At 37.3% G+C, this 22976-nt stretch carries 19 protein-coding genes and 2 pseudogenes; 7 read left to right on the plus strand and 14 right to left on the minus strand.

Annotated features, from left to right (window positions below):
* The first annotated feature begins 10 nt into the window (after positions 1–10).
* Positions 11–2425: a flavocytochrome c gene (locus B4D49_RS07515; RefSeq protein ID WP_286784016.1), complete on the plus strand. Its 2415-nt coding sequence runs from the start codon at positions 11–13 to the stop codon at positions 2423–2425.
* 348 nt (positions 2426–2773) lie between these two features.
* On the opposite strand, the pseudogene B4D49_RS07520 reads toward B4D49_RS07515, so the two are convergent.
* From B4D49_RS07520 to trxA, 8 genes and pseudogenes are all read right to left on the minus strand, one after another.
* Positions 2774–3201: pseudogene (locus tag B4D49_RS07520) on the minus strand (YjdF family protein).
* A gap of 147 nt (positions 3202–3348) precedes the next feature.
* On the minus strand, positions 3349–3729 hold the full coding sequence (locus B4D49_RS07525) for a hypothetical protein (protein WP_286784017.1): 381 nt from the start codon (positions 3727–3729) through the stop codon (positions 3349–3351).
* 80 nt (positions 3730–3809) lie between these two features.
* Positions 3810–5129 (minus strand): reverse transcriptase domain-containing protein, encoded by a 1320-nt coding sequence (locus tag B4D49_RS07530; protein WP_286784018.1) that lies wholly within the window; start codon positions 5127–5129, stop codon positions 3810–3812.
* 354 nt (positions 5130–5483) lie between these two features.
* Complete coding sequence (locus tag B4D49_RS07535; protein ID WP_027968370.1) at positions 5484–6119, minus strand: DUF421 domain-containing protein; 636 nt, start codon at positions 6117–6119, stop codon at positions 5484–5486.
* Positions 6120–6122: 3 nt separating this feature from the next.
* Positions 6123–6572: a DUF3290 domain-containing protein gene (locus B4D49_RS07540; RefSeq protein WP_021143111.1), complete on the minus strand. Its 450-nt coding sequence runs from the start codon at positions 6570–6572 to the stop codon at positions 6123–6125.
* Positions 6573–6684: 112 nt separating this feature from the next.
* Positions 6685–7095, minus strand: a complete 411-nt coding sequence (locus B4D49_RS07545) for a hypothetical protein (protein ID WP_286784019.1) — start codon at positions 7093–7095, stop codon at positions 6685–6687.
* A 466-nt stretch (positions 7096–7561) separates the two neighbouring features.
* Entirely contained in the window at positions 7562–8605 is a 1044-nt protein-coding gene (locus B4D49_RS07550; RefSeq protein ID WP_074567310.1) for an alcohol dehydrogenase catalytic domain-containing protein, read from the minus strand.
* 309 nt (positions 8606–8914) lie between these two features.
* The gene (gene trxA, locus B4D49_RS07555) at positions 8915–9229 is read right to left on the minus strand and encodes a thioredoxin (protein ID WP_286784020.1); all 315 of its coding nucleotides are present in this window, start codon (positions 9227–9229) and stop codon (positions 8915–8917) included.
* A gap of 242 nt (positions 9230–9471) precedes the next feature.
* Between trxA and B4D49_RS07560 the strand changes: the two genes are divergently transcribed.
* On the plus strand, positions 9472–9969 hold the full coding sequence (locus B4D49_RS07560) for a phosphatase PAP2 family protein (RefSeq protein ID WP_286784021.1): 498 nt from the start codon (positions 9472–9474) through the stop codon (positions 9967–9969).
* Positions 9970–10049: 80 nt separating this feature from the next.
* Here B4D49_RS07560 and nadC read toward each other — a convergent pair whose 3' ends face one another.
* Together nadC and B4D49_RS07570 are read right to left on the minus strand one after the other, a co-directional pair.
* Positions 10050–10910: a carboxylating nicotinate-nucleotide diphosphorylase gene (gene nadC, locus B4D49_RS07565; protein ID WP_132869244.1), complete on the minus strand. Its 861-nt coding sequence runs from the start codon at positions 10908–10910 to the stop codon at positions 10050–10052.
* Between the two features lie 27 nt (positions 10911–10937).
* Positions 10938–12242 (minus strand): L-aspartate oxidase, encoded by a 1305-nt coding sequence (locus B4D49_RS07570; RefSeq protein ID WP_286784022.1) that lies wholly within the window; start codon positions 12240–12242, stop codon positions 10938–10940.
* 330 nt (positions 12243–12572) lie between these two features.
* Between B4D49_RS07570 and nadA the strand changes: the two genes are divergently transcribed.
* Positions 12573–13493 (plus strand): quinolinate synthase NadA, encoded by a 921-nt coding sequence (gene nadA, locus B4D49_RS07575; RefSeq protein WP_286784023.1) that lies wholly within the window; start codon positions 12573–12575, stop codon positions 13491–13493.
* A gap of 67 nt (positions 13494–13560) precedes the next feature.
* On the opposite strand, the gene B4D49_RS07580 is transcribed toward nadA, so the two are convergent.
* The 3 genes from B4D49_RS07580 to zapA all read right to left on the minus strand — a co-directional run bounded on the left by B4D49_RS07580 (position 13561) and on the right by zapA (position 16864).
* Positions 13561–15897 (minus strand): endonuclease MutS2, encoded by a 2337-nt coding sequence (locus tag B4D49_RS07580; protein WP_286784024.1) that lies wholly within the window; start codon positions 15895–15897, stop codon positions 13561–13563.
* Positions 15898–16003: 106 nt separating this feature from the next.
* The gene (locus B4D49_RS07585; protein ID WP_286784025.1) at positions 16004–16552 is read right to left on the minus strand and encodes a CvpA family protein; all 549 of its coding nucleotides are present in this window, start codon (positions 16550–16552) and stop codon (positions 16004–16006) included.
* A 3-nt stretch (positions 16553–16555) separates the two neighbouring features.
* The gene (gene zapA / locus B4D49_RS07590; protein ID WP_132869311.1) at positions 16556–16864 is read right to left on the minus strand and encodes a cell division protein ZapA; all 309 of its coding nucleotides are present in this window, start codon (positions 16862–16864) and stop codon (positions 16556–16558) included.
* A gap of 119 nt (positions 16865–16983) precedes the next feature.
* On the opposite strand from zapA, the gene rnhC reads away from it, so the two are divergent.
* The 4 genes and pseudogenes from rnhC (at position 16984) to B4D49_RS07610 (ending at position 21821) form a co-directional block, all read left to right on the plus strand.
* Positions 16984–17883 carry a ribonuclease HIII gene (rnhC, locus tag B4D49_RS07595; protein WP_286784026.1) on the plus strand — a complete coding sequence of 300 codons (900 nt, stop codon included), beginning with the start codon at positions 16984–16986 and terminating at the stop codon, positions 17881–17883.
* A 17-nt stretch (positions 17884–17900) separates the two neighbouring features.
* Positions 17901–18494, plus strand: coding sequence for a signal peptidase I (lepB, locus tag B4D49_RS07600; protein WP_132869309.1), 594 nt, complete (start codon positions 17901–17903; stop codon positions 18492–18494).
* A 98-nt stretch (positions 18495–18592) separates the two neighbouring features.
* Positions 18593–20786, plus strand: a pseudogene (locus tag B4D49_RS07605) (ATP-dependent RecD-like DNA helicase); the annotation flags it as partial.
* A gap of 537 nt (positions 20787–21323) precedes the next feature.
* A complete protein-coding gene (locus tag B4D49_RS07610) occupies positions 21324–21821 on the plus strand; it encodes a hypothetical protein (protein ID WP_132869487.1) in 498 nt (165 codons plus the stop codon).
* A gap of 45 nt (positions 21822–21866) precedes the next feature.
* Here B4D49_RS07610 and dinB read toward each other — a convergent pair whose 3' ends face one another.
* Complete coding sequence (dinB, locus tag B4D49_RS07615) at positions 21867–22964, minus strand: DNA polymerase IV (RefSeq protein ID WP_132869489.1); 1098 nt, start codon at positions 22962–22964, stop codon at positions 21867–21869.
* Positions 22965–22976: the final 12 nt, after the last annotated feature.

Below are 22976 nucleotides of genomic sequence, written 5' to 3' on the forward strand. Positions count from 1 at the left end.
AGGTGCATTTATGAAATTAGTTGCTATCGTTGGAACCAATGCTAAAAAATCATATAATCGACTTTTACTACAATATATGGCAAGACATTTTGCTAAACAAGCAGATATTGAGCTTTTAGAAATCACTGATGTCCCAATGTTTAACGAAACAGATGACCAAACAGAATCTGCTGTTATTCAAAATTTCAACACCAAAATCACTGAAGCTGACGGTGTGATTATTGCTACACCTGAACATAATCACACTATCCCATCAAGCTTAAACAGTCTGATTGAGTGGCTATCATTTAACATTCATCCATTGACTGGTAAGCCTGTCATGATTGTTGGAGCTTCTTATGGTATCCAAGGGTCTTCACGCGCACAGCTCCATCTTCGCCAAATTCTAGATGCTCCTGGTGTTAATGCTGTTGTCATGCCAGGTAGTGAATTTTTACTCGGTCTTGCTCATCAAGCTTTTGATGAAAATGGCGACCTCAAAGACCAAGGCACAATTGATTTCTTAGAATCTTGCTTCTTCCGCTTTGTTCGCTTTGCAACGATTGCTAATCAGCTCAACGAACCTGAAGACGTACGCTTTGAACCTGGTACTTACCAAGTCACAACGGTCGGACACAACGGTGACCTTCCAATGTCAGTAACCCTTTCAGAAGAACGCATCGAAGCCATCGATATTGATTCATCTGGTGAAACAGGAGGAATTGCTGATGTGGTCTTCACCCGCATTCCAAATGAAATCATCGAAGGTCAAACCCTTAATGTCGATGCCATTTCTGGTGCTTCAGTTACTTCAAAAGGTGTCCTAAATGGGGTCGCGCGTGCGGTGCGCCAAGCTGGTGCTAATCCTGACGCCCTTCGTTCACGTCCAAAAGCTCCTTCAGCTCTTGATAAAGAAGACAAAACTTACGACACAGAACTTGTCATTGTCGGTGGGGGCGGTGCTGGTTTAACAGCAGCTGCTCGAGCCCTTCAAGCTGGTAAAAAAGTCATCCTCGTTGAAAAATTCCCAGCAGTCGGCGGAAACACTGTCCGCGCTGGTGGTCCAATGAATGCACCTGACCCTGCTTGGCAAAATACATTTGCTGCTAACCCAGGTGAAGCCCACAATCTGCAAGAATTGCATGATATTGATGAAGCAACTATCGACCCAGAATTCTTACCAGATTTCCGTGCCCTCAAATCTGAAATCGAAGAGTATCTCAAAGACCCAACTTATCTTTTTGACTCAAAACTTCTCTACCGTATCCAAACTTATCTTGGCGGTAAACGTAAAGACCTCAAAGGGCATGAAATCCACGGTAATTATGAACTTATTCGTGTTCTAACAGAACATGCTCTTGAATCTGTTCGCTGGTTGGAAAATATCGGTGTCGAATTTCTACGTGACGAGGTAACTATGCCAGTTGGTGCTATTTGGCGTCGTGGTCATAAACCAAAAGTTCCAATGGGCGTTGCCTACATCGCTGTTTTGAAAGATTTCGTTTTGAAAAACGGAGGAATCATTCTAACAGATACCCAAGTTAAAGAACTTATTGTTACAGACGGTGTTGTTACAGGTGTTAAAGGTAGCGGACGTAACGGTCAAACTATTACAGTCAACGGTAAAGCAGTCATTTTGACAACAGGTGGTTTTGCTGCCAATACTAAAATGCTTCAACAATACAACACTTATTGGTCAGAAATCGATGATGACATTGCGACATCAAATACACCTGCTGCTACTGGTGACGGTATCCTACTTGGTCAATCTGTTGGTGCAGACCTTGTCGGTATGGGATTCAGCCAAATGATGCCCGTATCAGACCCAGTTACTGGTGCTCTCTTCACAGGTTTGCAAGTTCCGCCAGCAAACTTCATCATGGTCAATACCAAAGGTAAACGATTCGTCGATGAATATGGTAGCCGTGACCAATTATCTCAAGCAGCTATTGATAACGGTGGTCTCTTCTATCTTATCGCCGATGAAAATATCAAAGAAACAGCCTACAACACTAGCCAAGAAAAAATCGATGCCCAAGTTGAAGCTGGTACCCTCTTTAAGGCTGATACCTTGGAAGAATTGGCTGAGCAAATCAACATTGACCCAGCTACTTTGGTAAAAACAATTACCAATTACAATTCATACGTTGACGCTGGTCATGACCCTGAATTTGACAAAGGTGCCTTCGACCTCAAAGTCGAAAAAGCACCATTCTACGCAACACCACGTAAACCAGCAACACACCACACGATGGGTGGTCTAAAAATCGATACTCACGCCCATGTCATCAACGAAGATGGCAAAATTATCAAAGGTCTCTTTGCTGCTGGTGAAGTTGCAGGTGGACTCCACGCAGGTAACCGACTCGGTGGTAACTCACTAACAGATATCTTCACATTTGGACGTATCGCAACTGATACCGCAATCAAAGAATATCTTGATTAAGATTGAAACATGCTTCTTTGACAATAAAAGTTACTTCATGCTATAACATAGTCAACAACAAGTAAGATTTGTGTAAATCTAACATAAGAAAAACACCCTGCTTGCCAAAGCTAGGGTGTTATTTTATCGTCATCAACAACACGCGACGTCTTGGAAAAATATCCTAACCCAGATGCTTTTTATACAAAAAAATTCCAGCTGCTAGGCTGGAATTCTTTAGGAGATTACAGGTAGCTCAACTACCCATACTATGAAAAAGAAAGTTTATTTAGGATTGTTTATAGTATAGAGCTGCTTGCTTAACTAAATCTAAATTTTTTCTTACAGAAAACTTAAACTTTTTTCTTTTCAATGTCCCCGCTTTTTCTGATGACGCTTTTCTTGCCTAAGCAAGTATTTTCGTTCCTTTTCTAGCTCACGCTTCACCTTTCGCTTAGACTTTTGAGCTTTCTTGACTTCCTCACGCATTTCCTGCATAGCAAGCTGAGCTTTCGTTGACACCACAGGCTTACACTTTGCCTTATTGATATCACGTTGCACTCGTTTTGGATTTCGTTTTTCTGTGAAATAGCTGGCGCTGAAAACTCAGAGCTTACTTCGACCTTATCATACCTGCACAGCCATTTTCCCAAAGAAACATCAATAAAGTTTAGAATATCATTATCCTTTGGTTCTTTACCAAACACGTAACGAAAAGCCTTGTAACGTTTCTTCGAATCCGTAAATTCAATCAAAGCCGACCAAAATGCCCCATCAAAATATACTGTCATTTTCATAACAGCCCCTCCTTAAAAAAATTGACAATGGACGACCTCGGAAGGGGAAGGTTACTGATACATGTTGTACTCACAGACTACCAACTGCGATGTGTTTTTATGTCAGCTTTAGTATAACAAATTTTAAAGAAGTTAACAGATTTTAACTTAAACCGCGAAAAATCCTGCTAGGTCAGCTGTTAGGACATTGGCTACTGCAAATTGGTATTTGCCACGGAAATGTGCCAAATGTGTCATAGTTCTGATATTGTATTTCTTGGCAAACTTTTTGTAAGCAACGTAATCAATGTCTTTGGTATCAAGGCAATAAATCACTTGATCAATTTGACTGAGTCTGTCTAAAGCATTTTGAGTATCAACATTATCAAGACGACCAGTTAATAAATAGAAATCTTCTTTAGCTGCCATTTTGGCTTTAACCTCATCAAGCGTTACAAAATAAATATTATCTGGCGCTTCAGCCTTAGCGTCCCCACAATGAAAGAAAAACGCAAGAATCACCAGTCCAAAAATCATTACATATCGCATTACTTTTCCTCCTACCTATCTATTCGAAAAAAGGAAAAGAAAAATCACCAGAAAATCTGGTGATTCTATAGATAAATAACTTATACTCTAGAATGAATCTTATAGCCTAAGGCTTTTTCAATTTTTTTCTTTCTGTTCTTAATTTGATTCAACATCAAATTATTTGTTTCAGGTGATACTTTATCAAAAATCTTTTGTGAGCGCTTTGCATATGAAATAAAATTACTTGGATATTTATTTGAATAACCAAAATCTGTATACAAAGCATAAATTTTATGTCTATTTGGCATTTTGCTCAATCCTAATTTTTCTTGTATCTTTTTTGACTTAAAAATCAGTTTTCTAGCATTTCGATAAAATTTATAAATACTTTTCTCCCTCATTTTAACATTATGCCCATCAAACTTAAAACCTAAATAGTCAATACTAGCTGGTATCAAATCCAGAGTACAAATTTTTCCTTCTACCAATTTAAATTTTTTTGTTTTATCAGGTTGCAATTTTATCTTATTATTATTAGCCCATAATAATATTTTATCTGTTATAATATCGATTTCTAAATCAGGAGTATCTAGAACTAAAATAAAATCATCTGAATATCGTCTATAAATTCCATTATATTCATTAGCAAGTTTTAATAAATTAGAATCAAAATCAATAGCATAAATATTTGCTAAAATACCGCTCAGAGCATTTCCCTGAGGAATACCATAATTATTAGTATTTCTTTTAACTTTAATACCCTTTTTATACTTCCAAAAATCCTTTATTTTTTCAAAATAACTAAACGAACCTTTATCTTTTTTGACAAGCTCACTTTGCGAGTTTTCTAGGCTCTCTTTCTCCAAATATCCAAACTTGGTTATAGACCTAAAAATATTATACCAGTCAGTAGGTAGTACTGATTTTGCTAACACTTTTTGTAAGCGTTCTTTCAATAAGTTATGATCTAATTTGTCAAAAAAAGATGTAAAATCTCCAACAATAATCAGAGCACTTTTATACGAATTAATTTTGGCAATTACTTCTGCAGCATGGTTAATATTACTTTTTCCTGGCTTATTATTACGATAAGCAGTTGCCACTTCATCAATTCCATTTTTTGCAGTAAAATCATTGTATAAATCATTCAACTTATCAGCATAGTATCGATAAATATAACTATCCATATGTGCTGCATAATAAATATCTCTTTCTTTTATTTTTTTATTTTCCCCATTATAAAAATCAGAGTATCCTAAAAATTTTTCAAAAATTAATTTGTAATGAAGAAAGGGTAAAAAACTATGTCTAGCAATTTTTTCAGGATTCATAACATATTTCTTTACTTTATTGAATGATAATCGTTTATCAATATGTTTATATCTTTTAGCTTTATAAGGAAAATCTATTTTTTGCATATGTAAATAAAAGAGCAATAAGAATTTTAGGTCGATGGTCCTAAATAATAATTCTTATTGCACATTTTCTTTCTTCCATCGATTTCTGATTTACTTATTAATGATAAAATAGTATTAACATTAACATTAACGTTAACAATAACAATAGAAAGCAGGTGCATTCAATTGCTAATGATAAGTGTATTGGCAATCCTTTGTGATTATAATCAATGGATTTGTTGGATTAACCTAGTCATAAGTGTGTTGAAATACTTCAAACACTTGACTTATTTACTTATTACCCTTAAGCAAATCTCAAGGGACGTTTTAATTTTATCATAACACTAAAAAAAGCTCAAAAAAATTTTTTAATCACTATTTTTCTGAATAGGGAACGAGATACAATTTTCCATTCATGTATTCGGCTAAAAAGATGTCTCTTGGATTATCGATGTTTTGCTCCTTGAGTTTTTCTAGCAGCCAATCTTCGTCTTGATTGATTAACTCTAAAACATCATAATTGATATTGCCATTACTGATGAGAGGAAATCTTGGATTTTCTGAATTCTTGTCCAAGACCGTTAACTTACCATTTGGCTCCATGATGGCACTCTTAACATCTCTGGTTGAGTTTAATCCTTCCATACGAAGATGGAGCATAAGCTGATCTGCCGTGATTCCAAGTTTGGCACAATTTTCCACATTGACCTTACCATTTTTTATCAAAATCATTGGATTTCCAACAACAAGCGATTTAACAAATTTATTATTAATCAAAAGCTTGACGACGATGACAACCAAAGACCAAATCAGCAAAATAATAATAAACGTCAAAATGGAAATTGAGCTGTTATAAATCACACCACCGATAATACCACCAAGAACGAAATTTTGAATTTGGTTAAGCGGAGTGTTAGCTGAAAATTCATATTTTCCGAGAATATTAATCTGTAAAATGGTCGCTAAAATCCCTAGAAAAAATTTGATGCTTATCAACACATACATATTCATCGGCTATTTTCCTCCATTAACGTAGACATTGTGGTCAATCACGTGCGTACGCTCAAGTGTGTAAGAATTATTGTCATCGTTAAGGTGTACCATGTAGTCTTCCTTATTGTAGCGGACAATAATTCCATCTTTTAAAGTCGTTGAATTAACCAAGACATCGTCAGTTTTTAAGTCATTATCTGTAGCCACACTTTTTACAAATTGCACAAGTGCCTGCGATTGTGAAAAATCGTGGTTATTTTGCATATAATCCTCAACCTGAACACCAAGTAAAATCAGCATCAACACTACAATACCAATACTAATATCACGAAGTCGCGTCTTAAGCCGATTATGCATGTAAAGAAGACTCGTCAACATAACAATAACAAGTAAAATAATCAAAATAACAGACCTAATCACAAGATTAGAAGACTGGTGCTGAATAATGTAATCTAAAGTGTAAAAATCCATAGCAAGCTCTCCTACAAACACTTTTTCGTCGCATCGTTTTCTTTTTATTATACTATTTCTAGCACAAAAAAACTCCCGAAAAATTTCGGGAGAAAAAATCTATTTTCTTTTACTAAAGATTATCATAGTATTTTTTGAAAGCATCAAAATAATACTTAACTTCTTCAGCTTTATTTACTTGACCACCCCACTCCAATTTTTTATCTCCTAAAATCCAAAATAGACCATCTCCTCTTTCACCTGAAGTCAGCATCCCCAATCCATCAATTTTAGGAATACCTATGCTAATATCACCATCTCCTCCCATACGAAACATCTGGCGTGGACCACTATTAGCAATACCTACATCTACTCCCTTTAGTTTAGGAAAGTCCACAGATAAGCGAAAGTCGAAACTTGTTGGATCCAAATCATCATAAGTGATTTTACGAATAATATAATCTTGACCGAAGTAGCTATCAAGCATTTCAATTAAGACTTGATAACCTTTGCTCGCTCTAATTTCTTCTCGTATCTCTAACATCTTATTTCACCATTTTAAACCTTCCATATCTCCCTTTTCATAGATAGTTTTCTTAATGTTAAAAGAAAAACGACTGGATGATGCTCCATCAATAACGGCTACTCTTAATTTCAATTCTCTCACAAAAATAGCAAATAAAAATAACCCTGCTATTAGTAAAAAAGTACATACATATAGCAGAGTTCTATTTATTTTTAACACTATAAAAATCCCACTCCCCTAAAGTACTTCTATTCTATCAAATACAAATTCTTCATACAATATATTTTTATTTCATATATCAAATTATTAAATTTTTTAATGTAATTTCCTACAACAATAGATTGCTCTCTTTCCTACTATAACCACCTATTATCAATAAACTTAAAAAATTTGCAAAATAATTGTGCTCAAATACTTAGTTTTTTCAGCACCAAAAACCTCCCGAAAAATTTCGGGAGGTTGTGTTAACAGCTTAAAGGTTAGATTAGTCCATGACAATCATTGATTTGATTGCTTTGCGGTCTTGCATGTCTTTGTAGGCTTGGTTGATGTCGTCCAAGCGATAAGTGTTTGTAAAGACGCGACCTGGGTTGATGTCACCGTCAAGGACTGCTTTAAGAAGGAGTTGTTTGTCGTATGTAGTGACAGAAGCTGAACCGCCTCCAACAGTAATGTTTTGTGCAAATGTTGAACCAAGTGGACGGTTGTGGTAATGTGGCACACCGACAAAACCAACACGTCCGCCATTGTGAATAACACCGAGAGCTTGCTCGATAGCGGCTTCTGTACCGACACACTCAAGAGCAGCGTCAGCTCCTCCGCCGAGAATTTGACGAACCTTAGCAATGCCTTCTTCACCGCGTTCAGCAACGACAGCAGTAGCTCCTGAAGCAAGCGCCATTTGTTGACGGTCTTCGTGTCGGCTCATCAAGACAATCTGAGAAGCTCCGCGCATTTTCGCCGCAATAACGGCACATTGTCCAACCGCTCCATCACCGATAACAACGACTTTGTCACCGCGTTTGACGTCAGCAACACGCGCAGCATGGTAACCTGTTGGCATAACATCAGCCAAAGCAAGAAGTGATTTCATCATACCTTCTGAATAATCAGATGGTTGTCCAGGGATTTTAATCAAAGCCCAGTTAGCATAGTGGAAGCGAACATATTCTGCTTGGAAACCAGAAGACCAGTTGCTATAACCTGGGTGGTTATCACACGTTCCGTCAAAACCAGCACGGCAAGCATCACATTCCCCACAACCGTGAGTAAATGGTACGATGACAAAATCACCAGGTTTTACAGTCGTAATGGCAGAACCAACTTCTTCGACGATACCAAGAGCTTCGTGACCTGAGTTTTCAGAATGTGCAGCTTTTTCATCACCATTAGCATATGACCAAAGGTCAGAACCGCAGACACATGCTCGAACAACTTTGATAATAACATCATCGTCAGCTTGTAAAGTTGGCTTAGCCACTTCTTCAACAGTCATCAGACCAGCTTTTTCAAAAATAGCAGATTTCATAATAAGATACAGAGTCCGCCCGTAATCGGACAGAAAATTAGAAGGCTGACGATGGATGCTCGCATCCAAGGAAGACTATCTATTTTCCGATGATTACAGGACGAGTTCAATTCAAAGTACGATTTATGAACTCTCGAACCTCTCCTTTCTAAAATTTTTGAGTTTACAACTCTTACTTACAAGTATGAATAACTTTAAAGTGAATTTGTTAGAGTTCCATCTCTCAACAAAGCCATTATATTCCTTTGAGCTAACTCCAAGTCAAGCCTAAATATCAAAAAAAGTCAGAGTTTCCCCTGACCTTTATCATTAGCTCAATTCAGCAACAATTGCTTTGATTTGGTCTTTAGTGTGAACACCAGCGACTTGTTTCACAACTTCGCCATCTTTTTTGAAAAGCAATGTTGGGATTGACATGATACCGAATTTTTGAGCTGTTTCTGGATTTTCATCAACATCAATTTTAACGATTTTAAGTTCGTCTTCATCCATTTCTTCTGACAATTGTTCCAAGATTGGAGCTTGCATCAAACATGGACCACACCAAGTTGCCCAAAAGTCAACAAGGACAAGACCTTCATTTGTTTCTGTTTCAAATGTAGCATCAGTAATATTGTGTGCCATAATGTAATTACCTTGAACTTCCAAATGGACTGACTTGTTTTTTCATTAAAAAACGGATACGAATCAGCCTAGCATCCAAAAGTTCTTTTCCTTTTCTATTAGTTTATGAGCCTATTTTACGGGAAAATTGTCGTTTTGACAACTAATTGCTACACAAAATAATATTTTTGAAAATCTTCTCATTTTCCTTATTATACTTAGCTATATGCTATAATAAAACTACTACCACACAAAGGATTCTTATGAAAAATTACGCTGAATTTTATAATAAGCTAACAAAAGCTTTTCAAGATAAACCAGCAGCTATCCGCAGCTTACAAGTTATCAACAGTTTATCAACTAAAGTCATGTATCTGGCTTATCCGCTACTTTTGATTTATCTTTTCTTTAAACAGCCAAGTCGACTCATCTCATTTATTCTTATCCCAGGGCTATCATTTGTCTTGGTGTCACTTGGTCGTCACCTGCTTAATGCCCCACGCCCTTATGAGACTTGGCATATCACCCCACTAATCCCTAAAAATACCAAAGGGCACTCTTTTCCTAGCCGTCACGTCTTTTCAGCAACCATTATCAGTATGGCTGCTCTGCGTTTAAATCTAGCATTAGGCATTTTTTTCTTGATATTATCTCTTTTAATTGCTTTTTGCCGCGTTCTAGGTGGGGTTCACTACCCGCGTGATGTAATAGCAGGCTACCTAATCGGTATCATCTGTGGATTATTCCTTTTTCTTTTCTAGTTATCAACATCAAAATCCCCAACTCTTATAGAGCTGGGGATTTTTCGAACAATAATTTTTCCTTAAAAAGGGGTATCCACTTATTTATCAACAGGATGGAGATTTTTAAGGGACAAATCCAAGATTTTAGCAGAATGGGTAATAGCTCCGCTTGAGACGTATTGAACAGCTAGGTCAGTGTAAGAAGCGAGATTTTCTCGAGTGACATTTCCTGAAATTTCAATTTCAGCTCTGCCATCAATCAAAGCGACTGCTTCTTTCATGACATCGTGTCCCATATTATCAAGCATGATGATATCTGCACCTGCTTCAACTGCTTCTTTAACCATATCAAGTGTTTCCACTTCGATTTCAATTTTACGAACAGAAGGAGCATAAGCCTTAGCAGCAAGAACTGCCTCTTTAACACCACCAGCTGCACCAATGTGATTATCTTTCAAAAGCACACCATCTGATAAATTATAACGGTGATTTTTACCACCACCAACCTTAACAGCATATTTTTCAAAAATGCGATTATTTGGTGTTGTCTTACGAGAATCAAGAAGCGTAATTGGGCTATCATTTAACAGCTCAGCCATTTCATGTGTATAAGTCGCAATCCCACTCATACGTTGTAAATAATTAAGAGCTGTACGTTCTCCTGATAGAAGCACACGAATATCTCCACGAACTGTTCCTAATTTCTGACCAGCTTTAACCACGTCTCCATCTTTTACAAAAACATCAAATTGAGTACTTGGATCAAGCAGATAGAAAACACGTTCAAAAACAGGCAAACCACAAATAATGCCATCTTCTTTACAAATTAAGTCAACTTGACCAGCTACATTTTCAGGCATGACACTATTCGTTGAAACATCTTCATTATTGATGTCTTCTGCAAGTGCACTTAGAATCAGCGGATCAACATTTAATTTTAGGGTAATTGGATCTAACATCATTATCCTTTCTTATCTCACGATTGATTAAACAATATAGCTAGCTAATTGGTTTTGTTCGGTTAATTTTTCAAGAACAATTTTCTTATAATCATCTTCAAGACTTTCTTGGTCGTCATAATCAACCAAATCAAGTGCTGATAGACTTTCTGGTAACTCTGCTACTGTTTCATAATGAGCCACCAAGTCCTTAGCTGCGCGTTTTGCAAAAACAAGACTTTCAAGAAGTGAATTACTTGCTAGGCGATTTTGACCATGGACACCGTTACAAGCTGTTTCACCAACTGCATAAAGAGCATCCATAGTTGTTTTACTGTGATGGTTAACTTTGATACCACCCATGAAATAATGCTGTGCTGGCACAACAGGAATACATTCCGTGAATGGGTCATAACCTGCTTCACGACAGTGTGCCAAGATGTTTGGAAAATGTTCTTCCAATTCTTTTTTCGGAATGGTACGCAAATCTTCCCAAACGTGGTCAGTACCATCTTTTTCCATTTGTTTTAGAATTGCTTGTGCCACAACATCACGTGGTTGCAATTCATCCACAAAACGGTTCATGTTTTTATCATAAAGAAGTGCCCCTTCACCACGAACTGACTCAGAAATCAAGAATGAGCGTTCTTTTGGATTTTCTTGGTAAAGAGTTGTTGGGTGAATTTGCACATAAGACATATCCTTAAGTTCGATGTCGTGTTTAAGAGAAATAGCTAGCGCATCTCCAGTCAAATGTTTAAAGTTAGTACTGTTTTTGTACAAACCACCTACACCACCGCTGGCAAGAACAGTGACATCAGCTGTGATTTTTTCCAAGTCACCATTTTCAAGACGCACTATACCACCATAACAACGATTATCTTCTTCCAAGATGTCAAGCAGGCATGTGTGTTCCATCAAAGTGATATTAGAACGTTTTTTAACAGCTGCCAAAAGTCTACTTGTGATTTCTTTCCCAGTTGTATCTTGGTAGAAAAGAATACGTTTATCAGAATGGGCACCTTCTCGTGTGAAGGCTAAATTACCATTTTCGTCACGTTGAAAATCAACACCAAAGCCAATCAAGTCCTTGATAACATCCGGAGATGATTTAATCATTAGCTCAACAGACACTTTATCATTTTTATAATGACCTGCGCGCAAAGTATCTTCAAAAAATGATTCGTAATCTGAATCATCTTTTAACATACAGATACCACCTTGAGCTAAAAATGAATCACTGTGTTCTAATGTATCTTTAGAGATAATAGTAATTTGAAGTTCTTGTGGTAAATTAAGAGCTGTGTAAAGCCCTGAACAACCACTACCGACAATAAGTACATTTGTTTTCATACAAACCTTCTTTTTTAACGATTGTTGATGAACAATCCATTTGGCGAGTCAGATAAAAAAAGAATTCCTAGAATACCATCACTACTAACCTAAAAATAAGCTGCGCATTTTCTATATGATATCAATGTGATGCTTGTTTAAATCAGTTTTTAGGAACTTTTCCACCAACTCTTATCAATTAAAATCATACGACTTAGAACATATTTTACCACCAATCAAGACACCTGACAAGACATCCAATTAAATTTTATTTACAGGTGTCTTGACACCTTTTAAAACCGGTACTATAATATATAACTAAGACAATTCATGGAGGATTTCATAGATATAATGAATACACGAGAGATGCAAGATGAGGTTTTACGTCTCAAAAAAGAGAAGGGGGTCTGCATTTTAGCACACGCTTATCAGAGTCATGATATCTGGGAAGTAGCCGATTTTGTTGGGGATTCATTTGCTTTAAGTAAATACGCTGCTAAAGCACCACAAGATACTATTATGATGTGTGGGGTGCGTTTCATGGCAGAAACAGTTAAAGTTCTATCACCTGAAAAAACAGCACTTCTAGCCAATCCAATGGCTGGTTGTCCAATGGCTGCCCAAATTGATAAAAAACTCGTTAGCTGGTTAAAAGAAGCTCACCCAGACTATACTACCGTTGCTTATATCAACACCACATCAGAAGTCAAAACAATGGTTGATGTTTGCGTGACATCTTCTTCAGCTGTTAAGATTATCAACAACATTGACAATGATAAGATTCTCTTTGTCCCAGACCGCAACCTCGGTCAATGGGTTGCTGAACAATGTCCGGATAAACAATTTGAATTCTTCAAAGGCGGATGTCCAACTCACATGCGTATGCGTAAACGTGACGTTCTTCGTGCTCGCGAAGAACATCCAAATGCTAAGGTTTTGGTTCACCCAGAATGTCTGGCAGAAGTTACTAACCTAGCAGATTTTGCTGGTAGTACGACTGAAATCATGGCTTACGCTAAAAACAGTACAGACGAAGAATTTATCATCGGTACTGAAAGCAGCATTGTTGAACACTTACAATTTGAATGCCCTGATAAACGTTTCTATCTACTTTCAACTGAATGTGTTTGTCACAACATGAAGATGACAACATTAGCTGATATTTATAATTGTTTACTTGGACGAGCAGGTGAAGAGATTGAGCTTGACGAAGACACTATCAAAGGTGCCCGCCATGCCATTGATCAAATGATTTTGCTCGGTCAAAAATAAATTATTTGCATTTTCTACATACAAAAACTCTTCCCAATATGGGAAGAGTTTTTTATTTTCAGTTTCATTACCCTAAATTTGCAATGGTACATCCGCTGCCACCTGCGTTTTGTGGAGCGTAGCCAAATGATTTGACGTGTTTGTTGCGGCGAAGGTATTTTGTGACACCTTCACGGATAACACCTGTTCCGATACCGTGAATGATATCAACTTGTGCCATGTTATTAAGCAAGGCTTGATCGATAAATTCATCCAATTCTTGCATGGCTTCTTCATAGCGTTTACCACGAAGATCAAGTCGAGCACGTGGTCCAGCAGATTTCTTGCTTTTCTTAACCACATGAACTTGTTTTTTCTTCGGTTTTTGGGCTTCTTCTTGAACTTTGACAAGGCTAAATTCGTCTTCTTTAAGCGTCATCTTAATGAGACCAACTTGCGCTTCCCATTTACCGTTTTTAGTTTGGTTAATCAAGGTTCCACGTTGACCATAGGCTGTGACGATAATATCATCACCCACGCGCGGTGCACGTAGTTTCTTGGCTTTTTTGAGAACTCTATTTTTCGACAAATCAACCTCAGGCGCCAATTTTTTCAACTGGCTCTTGGCTTCTATGACTTCGTGTGGTCTAAGACTCGCTTTGTGATGAAGATTTTTAAGAATTTCTTCACTTTCAGCCATGGCTTTATCCACAATTTCTTGTGCCTTAGCGGAAGCTTTTTCAAGTTCTTTGTCTTTAGCGTGTGAGAATTCGTTGTAAAGTTTCTTGACTGCACGGTTGAATTTGAGGTTATCTTGCTCAACTTCCTTGATATGGTCAAGACGTTTGCGACTTTCGTGTGTTTGTTCTTCCAAACGTTCGATGATGCGGTTAACATCTGTATCAGAATCTGTCAATCGCTCTGCTTCATTAACAATGATTTCTGCCAAACCTAATCGACGAGCGATTTCAAAAGCATTTGAACGACCTGGCACTCCTTGCATGAAATGATAAGTTGGGCTCAATGTCTCTGTATCAAATTCCATGCTGGCATTTTCCACAAACTCTGTCTCAATACCGTAAGCTTTCAACTCTGGATAGTGTGTTGTCGCCATAGTTTTAACTTGTGTCAAACGCAAATGCTCTAGGATAGAAATGGCAAGACTCGCTCCTTCTTGTGGGTCAGTACCTGCCCCCAACTCATCCACAAGTACCAAGCTATCTTTATCAGCTGCTGCCAAGATATCCACAATATTTGTCATGTGACTTGAGAAAGTTGACAAGCTTTGCTCGATAGATTGTTCATCACCAATATCTGCAAAGATTTCATTAAAGACAGCCACTTTACTACCTTTATCGGCTAGGATTGGTAGACCAGACTGCGCCATAAGCTGCGCTAATCCTAAAGTTTTCAACATAACAGTCTTACCACCAGTATTTGGACCAGTGATAACAATAATGTTCAATTCATCAAGAAAATGCAGGTCATTAGCAACTGGATTTGTCAAAAGTGGATGACGTGCTTGTAAGAGCTGCACAGTCTTATCTGTGGATAACTGTGGAACAACTGCTTTGTTTTCTTGCATGAAGAGAAACTTGGCACGCACAAAATCCAAATGCCCTAAAACCCAAGCATTATTTCGAATAATATTAGTATAAGGGCGAAGCATATTTGACAATTCACGCAAAATACGCGCCATTTCATGGCGTTCGTCTGCACGTAACTGAGTGATTTCTTCATTAAGTTGCACTACTGCGCGTGGCTCAATGTAAACTGTGCTTCCTGATGCAGAAATATCATGCACAACCCCTGAAATGCGATTGCGGTAGCTATTTTTCACAGGCAAAACCGCACGACCATTACGACTAGCAATCAAAGTCTCTGTCAAATGGTCAGCTTGTTTTTTCAAAATATCCTGTAAAATTTGACGAACTCTGCCTTCATCGTGATTGATTTGACGACGAATACGGTCTAATTCTGTGCTAGCGAAGTTTTCAATAAACCCACCATCATTGATGGCTTGCAAACTTCCCTGCAAACTTGGCAAAAGTTCAATTTTATCAAAAAGGCTATTCAAAGCCGTTAATTCAACATTCTCCAAATCATGGTAAAAATGTTTTACCTCTGCTGAGACCTGCAAGATTTTCTTAATATCAATAATCTCTGAAACATTGACGTCTGCATCCAATTCCAAACGACGCATACTTTCAGAAATATCACGTAAACTACCTAGACCAAAACCATGTTGCTCAATAAAAATCTGCTCCATGTCTAACATTTCAGCAAAAGAACGTGAAATACGGTCAGATTCAGCCATTGGTGCAAGTTTACGCAATTCATCTTGCCCTTGCTCAGTTTGTAAATAGCCAGCAAAAAGTTGCTTGACCTTATCAAATTCTAACTGTTCTAAAATTCTGTTATTCATATCTCTATTATACCAAAACTTCACTAATATCGTGCTTTAAGCACACTGTGATATCTTCATAAAATACGGAATAAGTCTGAGATAATTCATCCCAGACTCTCTTACTCTATCCTAAAATTGCTGTTACCCAAAGTGCTCTTAGAACACTCGCCAGTGGTTGGAAATAATTAATAATCAAACGCGCTAACCAGCTACTTGATAATAGATTCTGAACCATTGACATCGGTACAGTAGCAAGTAATGTCAAGACTAACCCAAAGAATATTAGCGCTACTAAAACCGCTAAAACGCCGCTAATACTGTTAAGCTTAACATTATCGAATCGATGGATTGGTAGTAAATGTACCAAAATCCCAAACAAGCGAAATAGGCAATATACAAGCATATAAATAGCCGTAAAAGCTACTCCTGCATAATAAACTTTATCTAAGTCAAAAATATTAACATCTGTGAAGAAATTAACCGTTGCTCCTTGACTCGCATTTGAGTAAGGAATCCAAAGCGTAATCTCTTCAGACAATACTCGATAAAAATGGCTAGCTACCACTAGCGAAACCAGACTGGCTACAAAATAGTAAGCCTGTAAAATAATCCCACGAGAATAGCCAATATAAAAATGCCAAGCTAAAATCAGCATAATAAGAACTGATAACATATATTATTCCTCATCAGAATCAGACTTGCTGGCTTTCTCCTTAATATCGTCAATCGCCTCAGAGCGGAGAACCGTCAATTCCTTTTCCATTTTTTCAACTTCAATCTCACGACTAAGCTGAGTTGAAAGCGAATTGAGTGCCATCAAAATAGCAATCGTTTCATTATCAGCTTGTGGTAATTTTTCCTTGATTGTATTATATTTTTCTTTGGCTACACGCTCAACTTCCTCCATAAAGAGGTTATCCTTATCCGTTGTCAATGTGAGCGACTTTTCTCCAAAGACGAATTTATAACGATTTTTGCTTTCCATATAGTCACCTCTTTGACATTATACCTTAAAATAAACATTTCGTAAAATTTAAGCGTGAAAATACTAGTTTCAACAGGCTATTTTGCCCCCTTGTCATCTTTTTATGTTACAATTAAATCATGAATACAATTGTTATGAAACTAGGGAAAAATGACTTGCAAAACCACATTAAAGCACTAGCAAGTAAACAAGTCACAAATAACAATCCCTACGTCACTTTTGCCGCAAAAGAAAAAGGTGTCACAATCCTTGTGTACACATCTGGTAAGGTAGTCTTTCAAGGAACCAAAGCGCAAGAAGTCGCAAGTCAATTTGGCTATCAGGCATCAGATGCTACTACACAAGATGCTAAATCCGGTCAAAATATGCCTCTGATTGGTTCTGATGAAGTTGGAAACGGCTCTTATTTTGGTGGCTTAGCTGTTGTTGCTAGTTTTGTAACACCTGATGACCACGCGCTTCTTAGAAAGCTTGGTGTCGATGATTCTAAAAATTTAACGGATAGCAAAATTCGTCAAATTGCCCCTATCTTAGAAGAGAAAATCAGACATAAAGCTCTGCTATTATCCCCACAAAAATATAACCAAGTCGTTGGGAAAGGTAAGATGCATAATGCTGTATCGGTTAAGGTTGCACTTCACAACCAAGCTATCTACCTCTTGCTACAAGATGGCGTGAAACCTGAAAAAATCGTTATCGATGCTTTTACCAGTCGTCAGAACTACGAAAAATACCTAAAAAATGAAGTTAATCACTTTGATAACCCTTTAACTCTTGAAGAAAAAGCTGAGGGTAAATACCTAGCTGTAGCAGTTAGTTCTATTATCGCCCGAAACCTTTTCCTAGAGAATTTAGATAAACTAAGCCAAGAAGTGCAATACAAACTCCCAAGTGGTGCTGGTAGCCAATCAGATAAAGTTGCTAGTCAGATTTTAGCGGCATATGGTATGCCTGGCTTAGAACATACTGCAAAACTCCATTTTGCAAACACCCAAAAAGCACAAAAATTATTAAAATAACATCGAGGAGCCTATTTATGAAACAATTCATTAAAGAATGGGGAGCCTTCATCCTCTTTTTCGTCGTCCTTGGTCTTCTTCGCCTCTTCATCCTACAACCCGTGAGTGTTGACGGTCACTCTATGGACCCTACCTTGGCTGATGGAGAACGCCTAATCGTTCTTAAAACTTCATCTATTGATCGTTTTGATATTGTTGTCGCTAAAGAAAAAGAAGGTAATAAAACTAAAGAAATCGTAAAACGTGTTGTCGGACTCCCAGGTGACACCATCACTTACAAAGATGACGTTCTTTATGTTAACGGTAAAAAGACAGATGAACCTTATCTAGACAAATATAAAAAAGCTTTTGAGGAAGATGATTTGCAGGATATCTATTCTTACAATACCCTCTTCCAGCAATTAGCTGAAAGCTCTGATGCCTTCACCACTGCTAAAGATGGCAGTACTGAATTTACAGTCAAAGTTCCAAAAGACCAGTACTTCTTATTAGGTGATGACCGTATCGTTTCAAAAGACAGCCGCGAAGTTGGTACCTTTAAAAAATCGGCTATCGTGGGAGAAGTCAAATTCCGCTTCTGGCCATTATCAAAAATTGGAAGCGTTCATTAATAATAAAAGGACTTAACTCAATTGGGTAAGTCCTTTTTGATTAGTCAGGTTTTGAATGATATAATAAAGCCACTATAGAAATCACGTAAGGATCAATTATGGAATACTTCTTTTCTGGCATCGTTGACCGTATTATTTTTGAAAATGCCAGTAACTTTTTTAAAATCATATTACTCGAAATTGAAGATACTGATTCTGACTTCGATGATTTTGAGATTATTGTTACCGGGACAATAGCTGAAATCATTGAAGGCGAAAATTATACTTTTTGGGGCGAATTAACCCAACATCCAAAATATGGGGAACAGCTCAAAGTCACACGTTATGAGCGCTCAAAACCAACATCATCAGGCTTAATCAAGTATTTTTCAAGCGAACATTTTAAAGGGATTGGTAAAAAAACAGCAGAAAAAATCGTCCAACTCTACGGTGACGATACTATCGATAAAATTTTAGAAGACCCAAGTAAACTTGAAAGTATTTCAGGGCTCTCTAAAGAAAACCGTGATAATTTTGTTGCCAAATTAAAACTCAACTACGGTACCGAACAAATCCTATCAAAACTCGCAGAATACGGTTTAACCAACCGCGTTGCTTTTGATATTTTTAACCACTATAAGGAAGACAGTCTTGATATTATCCAAGAAAATCCTTATCAACTAGTCGAAGATATTCAAGGGATTGGATTTAAAATTGCTGACCAACTAGCTGAGCAATTAGGCATTGAAGCGGATGCTCCCCAACGTTTTCGCGCAGCGCTTGTTCATACCTTATTTGAATTATCCATTGAAAACGGGGATACTTATGTTGAAGCGCGTGATTTACTAGAAAATGCAATCACCATTCTTGAAGAAGCTCGTCAGATTGAACTAGATCCAGCAGCTGTTGCTCAAGAATTATCAACCCTCATCGCTGAAGATAAGGTGCAAAATATTGGTACAAAGATTTTTGACAACACTCTTTTTTATGCTGAAGCAGGCATCAAAAAAAATCTAACACGTATCCTGGACACACCACTGGCTAAACAATTCTCAGAAGAAGACTTGCAAGAAGAAATTGCCGAAATCGAGGACACTTTTGGAATTAGCTATGATTCGGTACAGAAAAACGCCATTAAAGAAGCGCTTCAAAGCAAAGTTTTCATTTTGACAGGTGGTCCTGGTACAGGTAAAACAACTGTTATCAATGGCTTAATTGCGGCTTATGCTGATCTTCACGGGATAGATTTAGATAAGAAAGATATTCCTATCGTTCTTGCTGCACCGACAGGTCGTGCTGCCCGTCGAATGAATGAACTCACTGGGCTACCAAGTGCCACAATTCACCGTCATCTTGGTCTAAATGGCGATAATGATTATCAAGCTATGGATGATTATCTTGACTGTGATTTGATTATCATTGACGAATTTTCAATGGTGGATACCTGGCTAGCTAACCAACTATTTAGCTCGATTTCATCAAATACTCAAGTCATTATCGTTGGTGACAGTGACCAGTTGCCATCTGTAGGGCCCGGTCAGGTTTTAGCTGATTTACTAAAAATCAAATCATTACCGCAAATCGCCCTAACCAAAATTTTCAGACAATCAGAAGATTCCACTATTGTTAGCCTAGCTAACCAGATGAGACAAGGAATTTTGCCAGCTGATTTTACGCAGAAAAAAGCTGACCGTTCTTACTTTGAAGCTAGTGCCCAATATATCCCTGAAATGATTCCAAAGATTGTCAGCGCAGCTATCAAAAGCGGCATTAGTCCACAAGAAATTCAAATTCTTGCCCCAATGTATCGAGGAGCCGCTGGTATTAACCGACTCAATACCATTATTCAGGATTTACTCAATCCACTTGGCGATCAATTGTCTTTTACATTTGGTGAGATGAATTTTCGTAAGGGAGATAAAGTTCTACACTTGATTAACGATGCTGAGCTTAATGTGTTCAACGGCGATATTGGCTACATCACTGACTTGATTCCAGCTAAATACACTGAGTCCAAACAAGATGAACTTTACATGTCTTTTGATGGGACAGAAGTCATTTACCCTCGTAATGAATGGCACAAAATCACGCTAGCTTACGCCATGTCTATTCACAAATCCCAAGGGAGTGAATTTCAAGTTGTCATCCTCCCTATTACTCGTCAAAGTCATCGCCTTCTTCAGCGTAACCTCATTTATACTGCAATCACCCGTTCTAAAAGTAAATTAGTTATGTTAGGCGAAATTGCTGCCTTCGATTATGCCATCAAAAACGAAGGGGCTAAGCGAAATACTTATCTCGTTCAACGCTTTACAGCAACTGATACAGAACCTGATAAGACTGAAACAACTAAGGTTCTCAGCGAGACGACAGAAATCCAAAATGTAGCAAAAAAAGTCAACACAATCGCTTCTACTCCTCACATAAAAGAAGAAATAACTGAAGATGCTGTTCAACTCAGCCTTGATTTTGAAGATGACACATCTGAACCAGAACAAGTCAAAGACTATCGTCTAACAGAAGAAAACCTCCCCTTCATCGATCCAATGATTGGCATCACACAAGAGGATATTAACCAATTTTTCAAAAACTAATAGCTAAAAGTTAGGAAAACTATTGATAGAATTTCCTAACTTTTCTTATACACTTATTTTGTATAAATATAAATTTTCAGATGATAAAATAACTTTATACTTGAAACATTTCGAGGATTAAAACGATTTAATCCTTGAAACTAAAGGATTTTCAGATGTTACATCTCTTGACAGAAAAGTGTTTACATATAAGGAAATTGTGTTATAATATCTGTACTATCATAATAGGATTACCATTGTTTTTAGGAGGTTTGAAATGGTTTCTTATGAAAAAATTCGTCAATCTTTGCGTTCTTGGACGCTTTTCATCGCTTGGGTAAATGTTCTTGCAGCCTTAGCTAAAGTCTACTCTGTTATTAGCCATTTTGTCTTGGTTAATAACCTCGACAAGCTAAAAGAACAACTTGATGCTGAAACATACAAAATTGTTGAAGCTTCTGCTAATATTGGCAATGTCATCATTGCTATTATTGCTCTTGTTGTTAACATTGTTGTCGCTGTTTTAGCATTTAAAAACTTAGCAAAAATCAAAGACAATGCTCCAAGTTTATCACCTTACCGCATTGCCTTGATTTATACTGTTGTTTACAATCTTGCATCTTTTGCTTTTGCAATTTACCTTGGTGCAACACTTTCACCATTTAGTCTTATTCTACCACTTGTCTTCCTAGTACTTTATGGCTATGTCTACAACAAAGCCGCACAATTACTAGACAAAGATAATGCTGACGATTCTGAAAGTGATAATAACTAAGCTTTTTGAAACGAATACCGTCTCAGCAACTACTAAGACGGTATTTTAATTTTTAAAAAGATTTAACGGACGAATATTATCTTCTAATCCAGTGATAGTAACCCCCAGAAGACGCACACCAGCTTTTGATTCTTCTAAGCTGTCAAATATCGCATGAGCAGCTTGATCAATCACATCAAAATCATTGGTGACATCATCTAGCGTTTTACGCTTGGTTAAGGTTGAAAAATCCGCATATCGAACCTTCAAAACGACAGTTCGGCCAACTTTATTGTTTCGTGTCAGGCTGTCTACAACTCGACGGGTATTTTTTGAAATCTCAGACTTAATATCAGCATCGTCGTAAAGCAATTTACTATAGGTGCGTTCACTCCCAATAGATTTTCGAATACGATTGGGTTTTACAGGAGAATTTGAAATACCACGCGCTTTGCGGTACAAATCATAACCGAAACGTCCGAAATGATCAATCAAAGTCATCTCTGGAATTTCTAGCAGGTCCGCACCTGTAAAAACACCTAGTTGATGTAATTTTTCAACTGATTTCTTACCCACACCATGAAATTTTTCAATTGGTAATTTTTTCAAGAAATCCTGCGCATCTTCTGGCAATATCAAGGTTAAACCTTTCGGTTTATCAAAATCCGAAGCTAGTTTAGCTAAAAATTTGTTATAAGAGACACCTGCTGAACAAGTCAGGTGAACTTCTTGCCAAATATCATATTGAATCATTTTGGCGATTTTAATCGCTGATTTGATGCCACGTTTGTTTTCAGTAACATCTAAGTAAGCCTCATCAATAGACATAGGTTCTACTAAATCCGTATAACGTCTGAAAATCTCACGAATTTGCATTCCTATTTCTCGGTATTTCTGATAATTACCAGAAATAAAGATAGCTTGAGGACAACGTTCGTAAGCCTCTTTTGAAGACATGGCAGAATGAACGCCAAATTTTCTGGCTTCATAATTGCATGTTGATACGACACCACGCCCACCTGTCTTACGTGGATCAGAACCAATAATCACAGGCTTTCCTTTGAGGTCTGGATTATCTCTTTCTTCCACTGACGCAAAGAAAGCATCCATATCAATATGAATAATTTTTCGAGAAGTATCATTAATTAATGGAAAAATAAGCATCATCCAGTCCTT

This window comes from Streptococcus sp. UBA4344, from assembly GCF_002393675.1.
GTDB classification, from domain to species: domain Bacteria; phylum Bacillota; class Bacilli; order Lactobacillales; family Streptococcaceae; genus Streptococcus; species Streptococcus vicugnae.

Bases quoted from the DNA above. Each gene is read 5' to 3' on its own strand.
- B4D49_RS07515 (WP_286784016.1), top strand. From the start codon at position 11: ATGAAATTAGTTGCTATCGTTGGAACCAATGCTAAAAAATCATATAAT.
- B4D49_RS07525 (WP_286784017.1), bottom strand. From the start codon at position 3,729: ATGCGATATGTAATGATTTTTGGACTGGTGATTCTTGCGTTTTTCTTT.
- B4D49_RS07530 (WP_286784018.1), bottom strand. From the start codon at position 5,129: ATGCAAAAAATAGATTTTCCTTATAAAGCTAAAAGATATAAACATATT.
- B4D49_RS07535 (WP_027968370.1), bottom strand. From the start codon at position 6,119: ATGAATATGTATGTGTTGATAAGCATCAAATTTTTTCTAGGGATTTTA.
- B4D49_RS07540 (WP_021143111.1), bottom strand. From the start codon at position 6,572: ATGGATTTTTACACTTTAGATTACATTATTCAGCACCAGTCTTCTAAT.
- B4D49_RS07545 (WP_286784019.1), bottom strand. From the start codon at position 7,095: ATGTTAGAGATACGAGAAGAAATTAGAGCGAGCAAAGGTTATCAAGTC.
- B4D49_RS07550 (WP_074567310.1), bottom strand. From the start codon at position 8,605: ATGAAATCTGCTATTTTTGAAAAAGCTGGTCTGATGACTGTTGAAGAA.
- trxA (WP_286784020.1), bottom strand. From the start codon at position 9,229: ATGGCACACAATATTACTGATGCTACATTTGAAACAGAAACAAATGAA.
- B4D49_RS07560 (WP_286784021.1), top strand. From the start codon at position 9,472: ATGAAAAATTACGCTGAATTTTATAATAAGCTAACAAAAGCTTTTCAA.
- nadC (WP_132869244.1), bottom strand. From the start codon at position 10,910: ATGTTAGATCCAATTACCCTAAAATTAAATGTTGATCCGCTGATTCTA.
- B4D49_RS07570 (WP_286784022.1), bottom strand. From the start codon at position 12,242: ATGAAAACAAATGTACTTATTGTCGGTAGTGGTTGTTCAGGGCTTTAC.
- nadA (WP_286784023.1), top strand. From the start codon at position 12,573: ATGAATACACGAGAGATGCAAGATGAGGTTTTACGTCTCAAAAAAGAG.
- B4D49_RS07580 (WP_286784024.1), bottom strand. From the start codon at position 15,897: ATGAATAACAGAATTTTAGAACAGTTAGAATTTGATAAGGTCAAGCAA.
- B4D49_RS07585 (WP_286784025.1), bottom strand. From the start codon at position 16,552: ATGTTATCAGTTCTTATTATGCTGATTTTAGCTTGGCATTTTTATATT.
- zapA (WP_132869311.1), bottom strand. From the start codon at position 16,864: ATGGAAAGCAAAAATCGTTATAAATTCGTCTTTGGAGAAAAGTCGCTC.
- rnhC (WP_286784026.1), top strand. From the start codon at position 16,984: ATGAATACAATTGTTATGAAACTAGGGAAAAATGACTTGCAAAACCAC.
- lepB (WP_132869309.1), top strand. From the start codon at position 17,901: ATGAAACAATTCATTAAAGAATGGGGAGCCTTCATCCTCTTTTTCGTC.
- B4D49_RS07610 (WP_132869487.1), top strand. From the start codon at position 21,324: ATGGTTTCTTATGAAAAAATTCGTCAATCTTTGCGTTCTTGGACGCTT.
- dinB (WP_132869489.1), bottom strand. From the start codon at position 22,964: ATGCTTATTTTTCCATTAATTAATGATACTTCTCGAAAAATTATTCAT.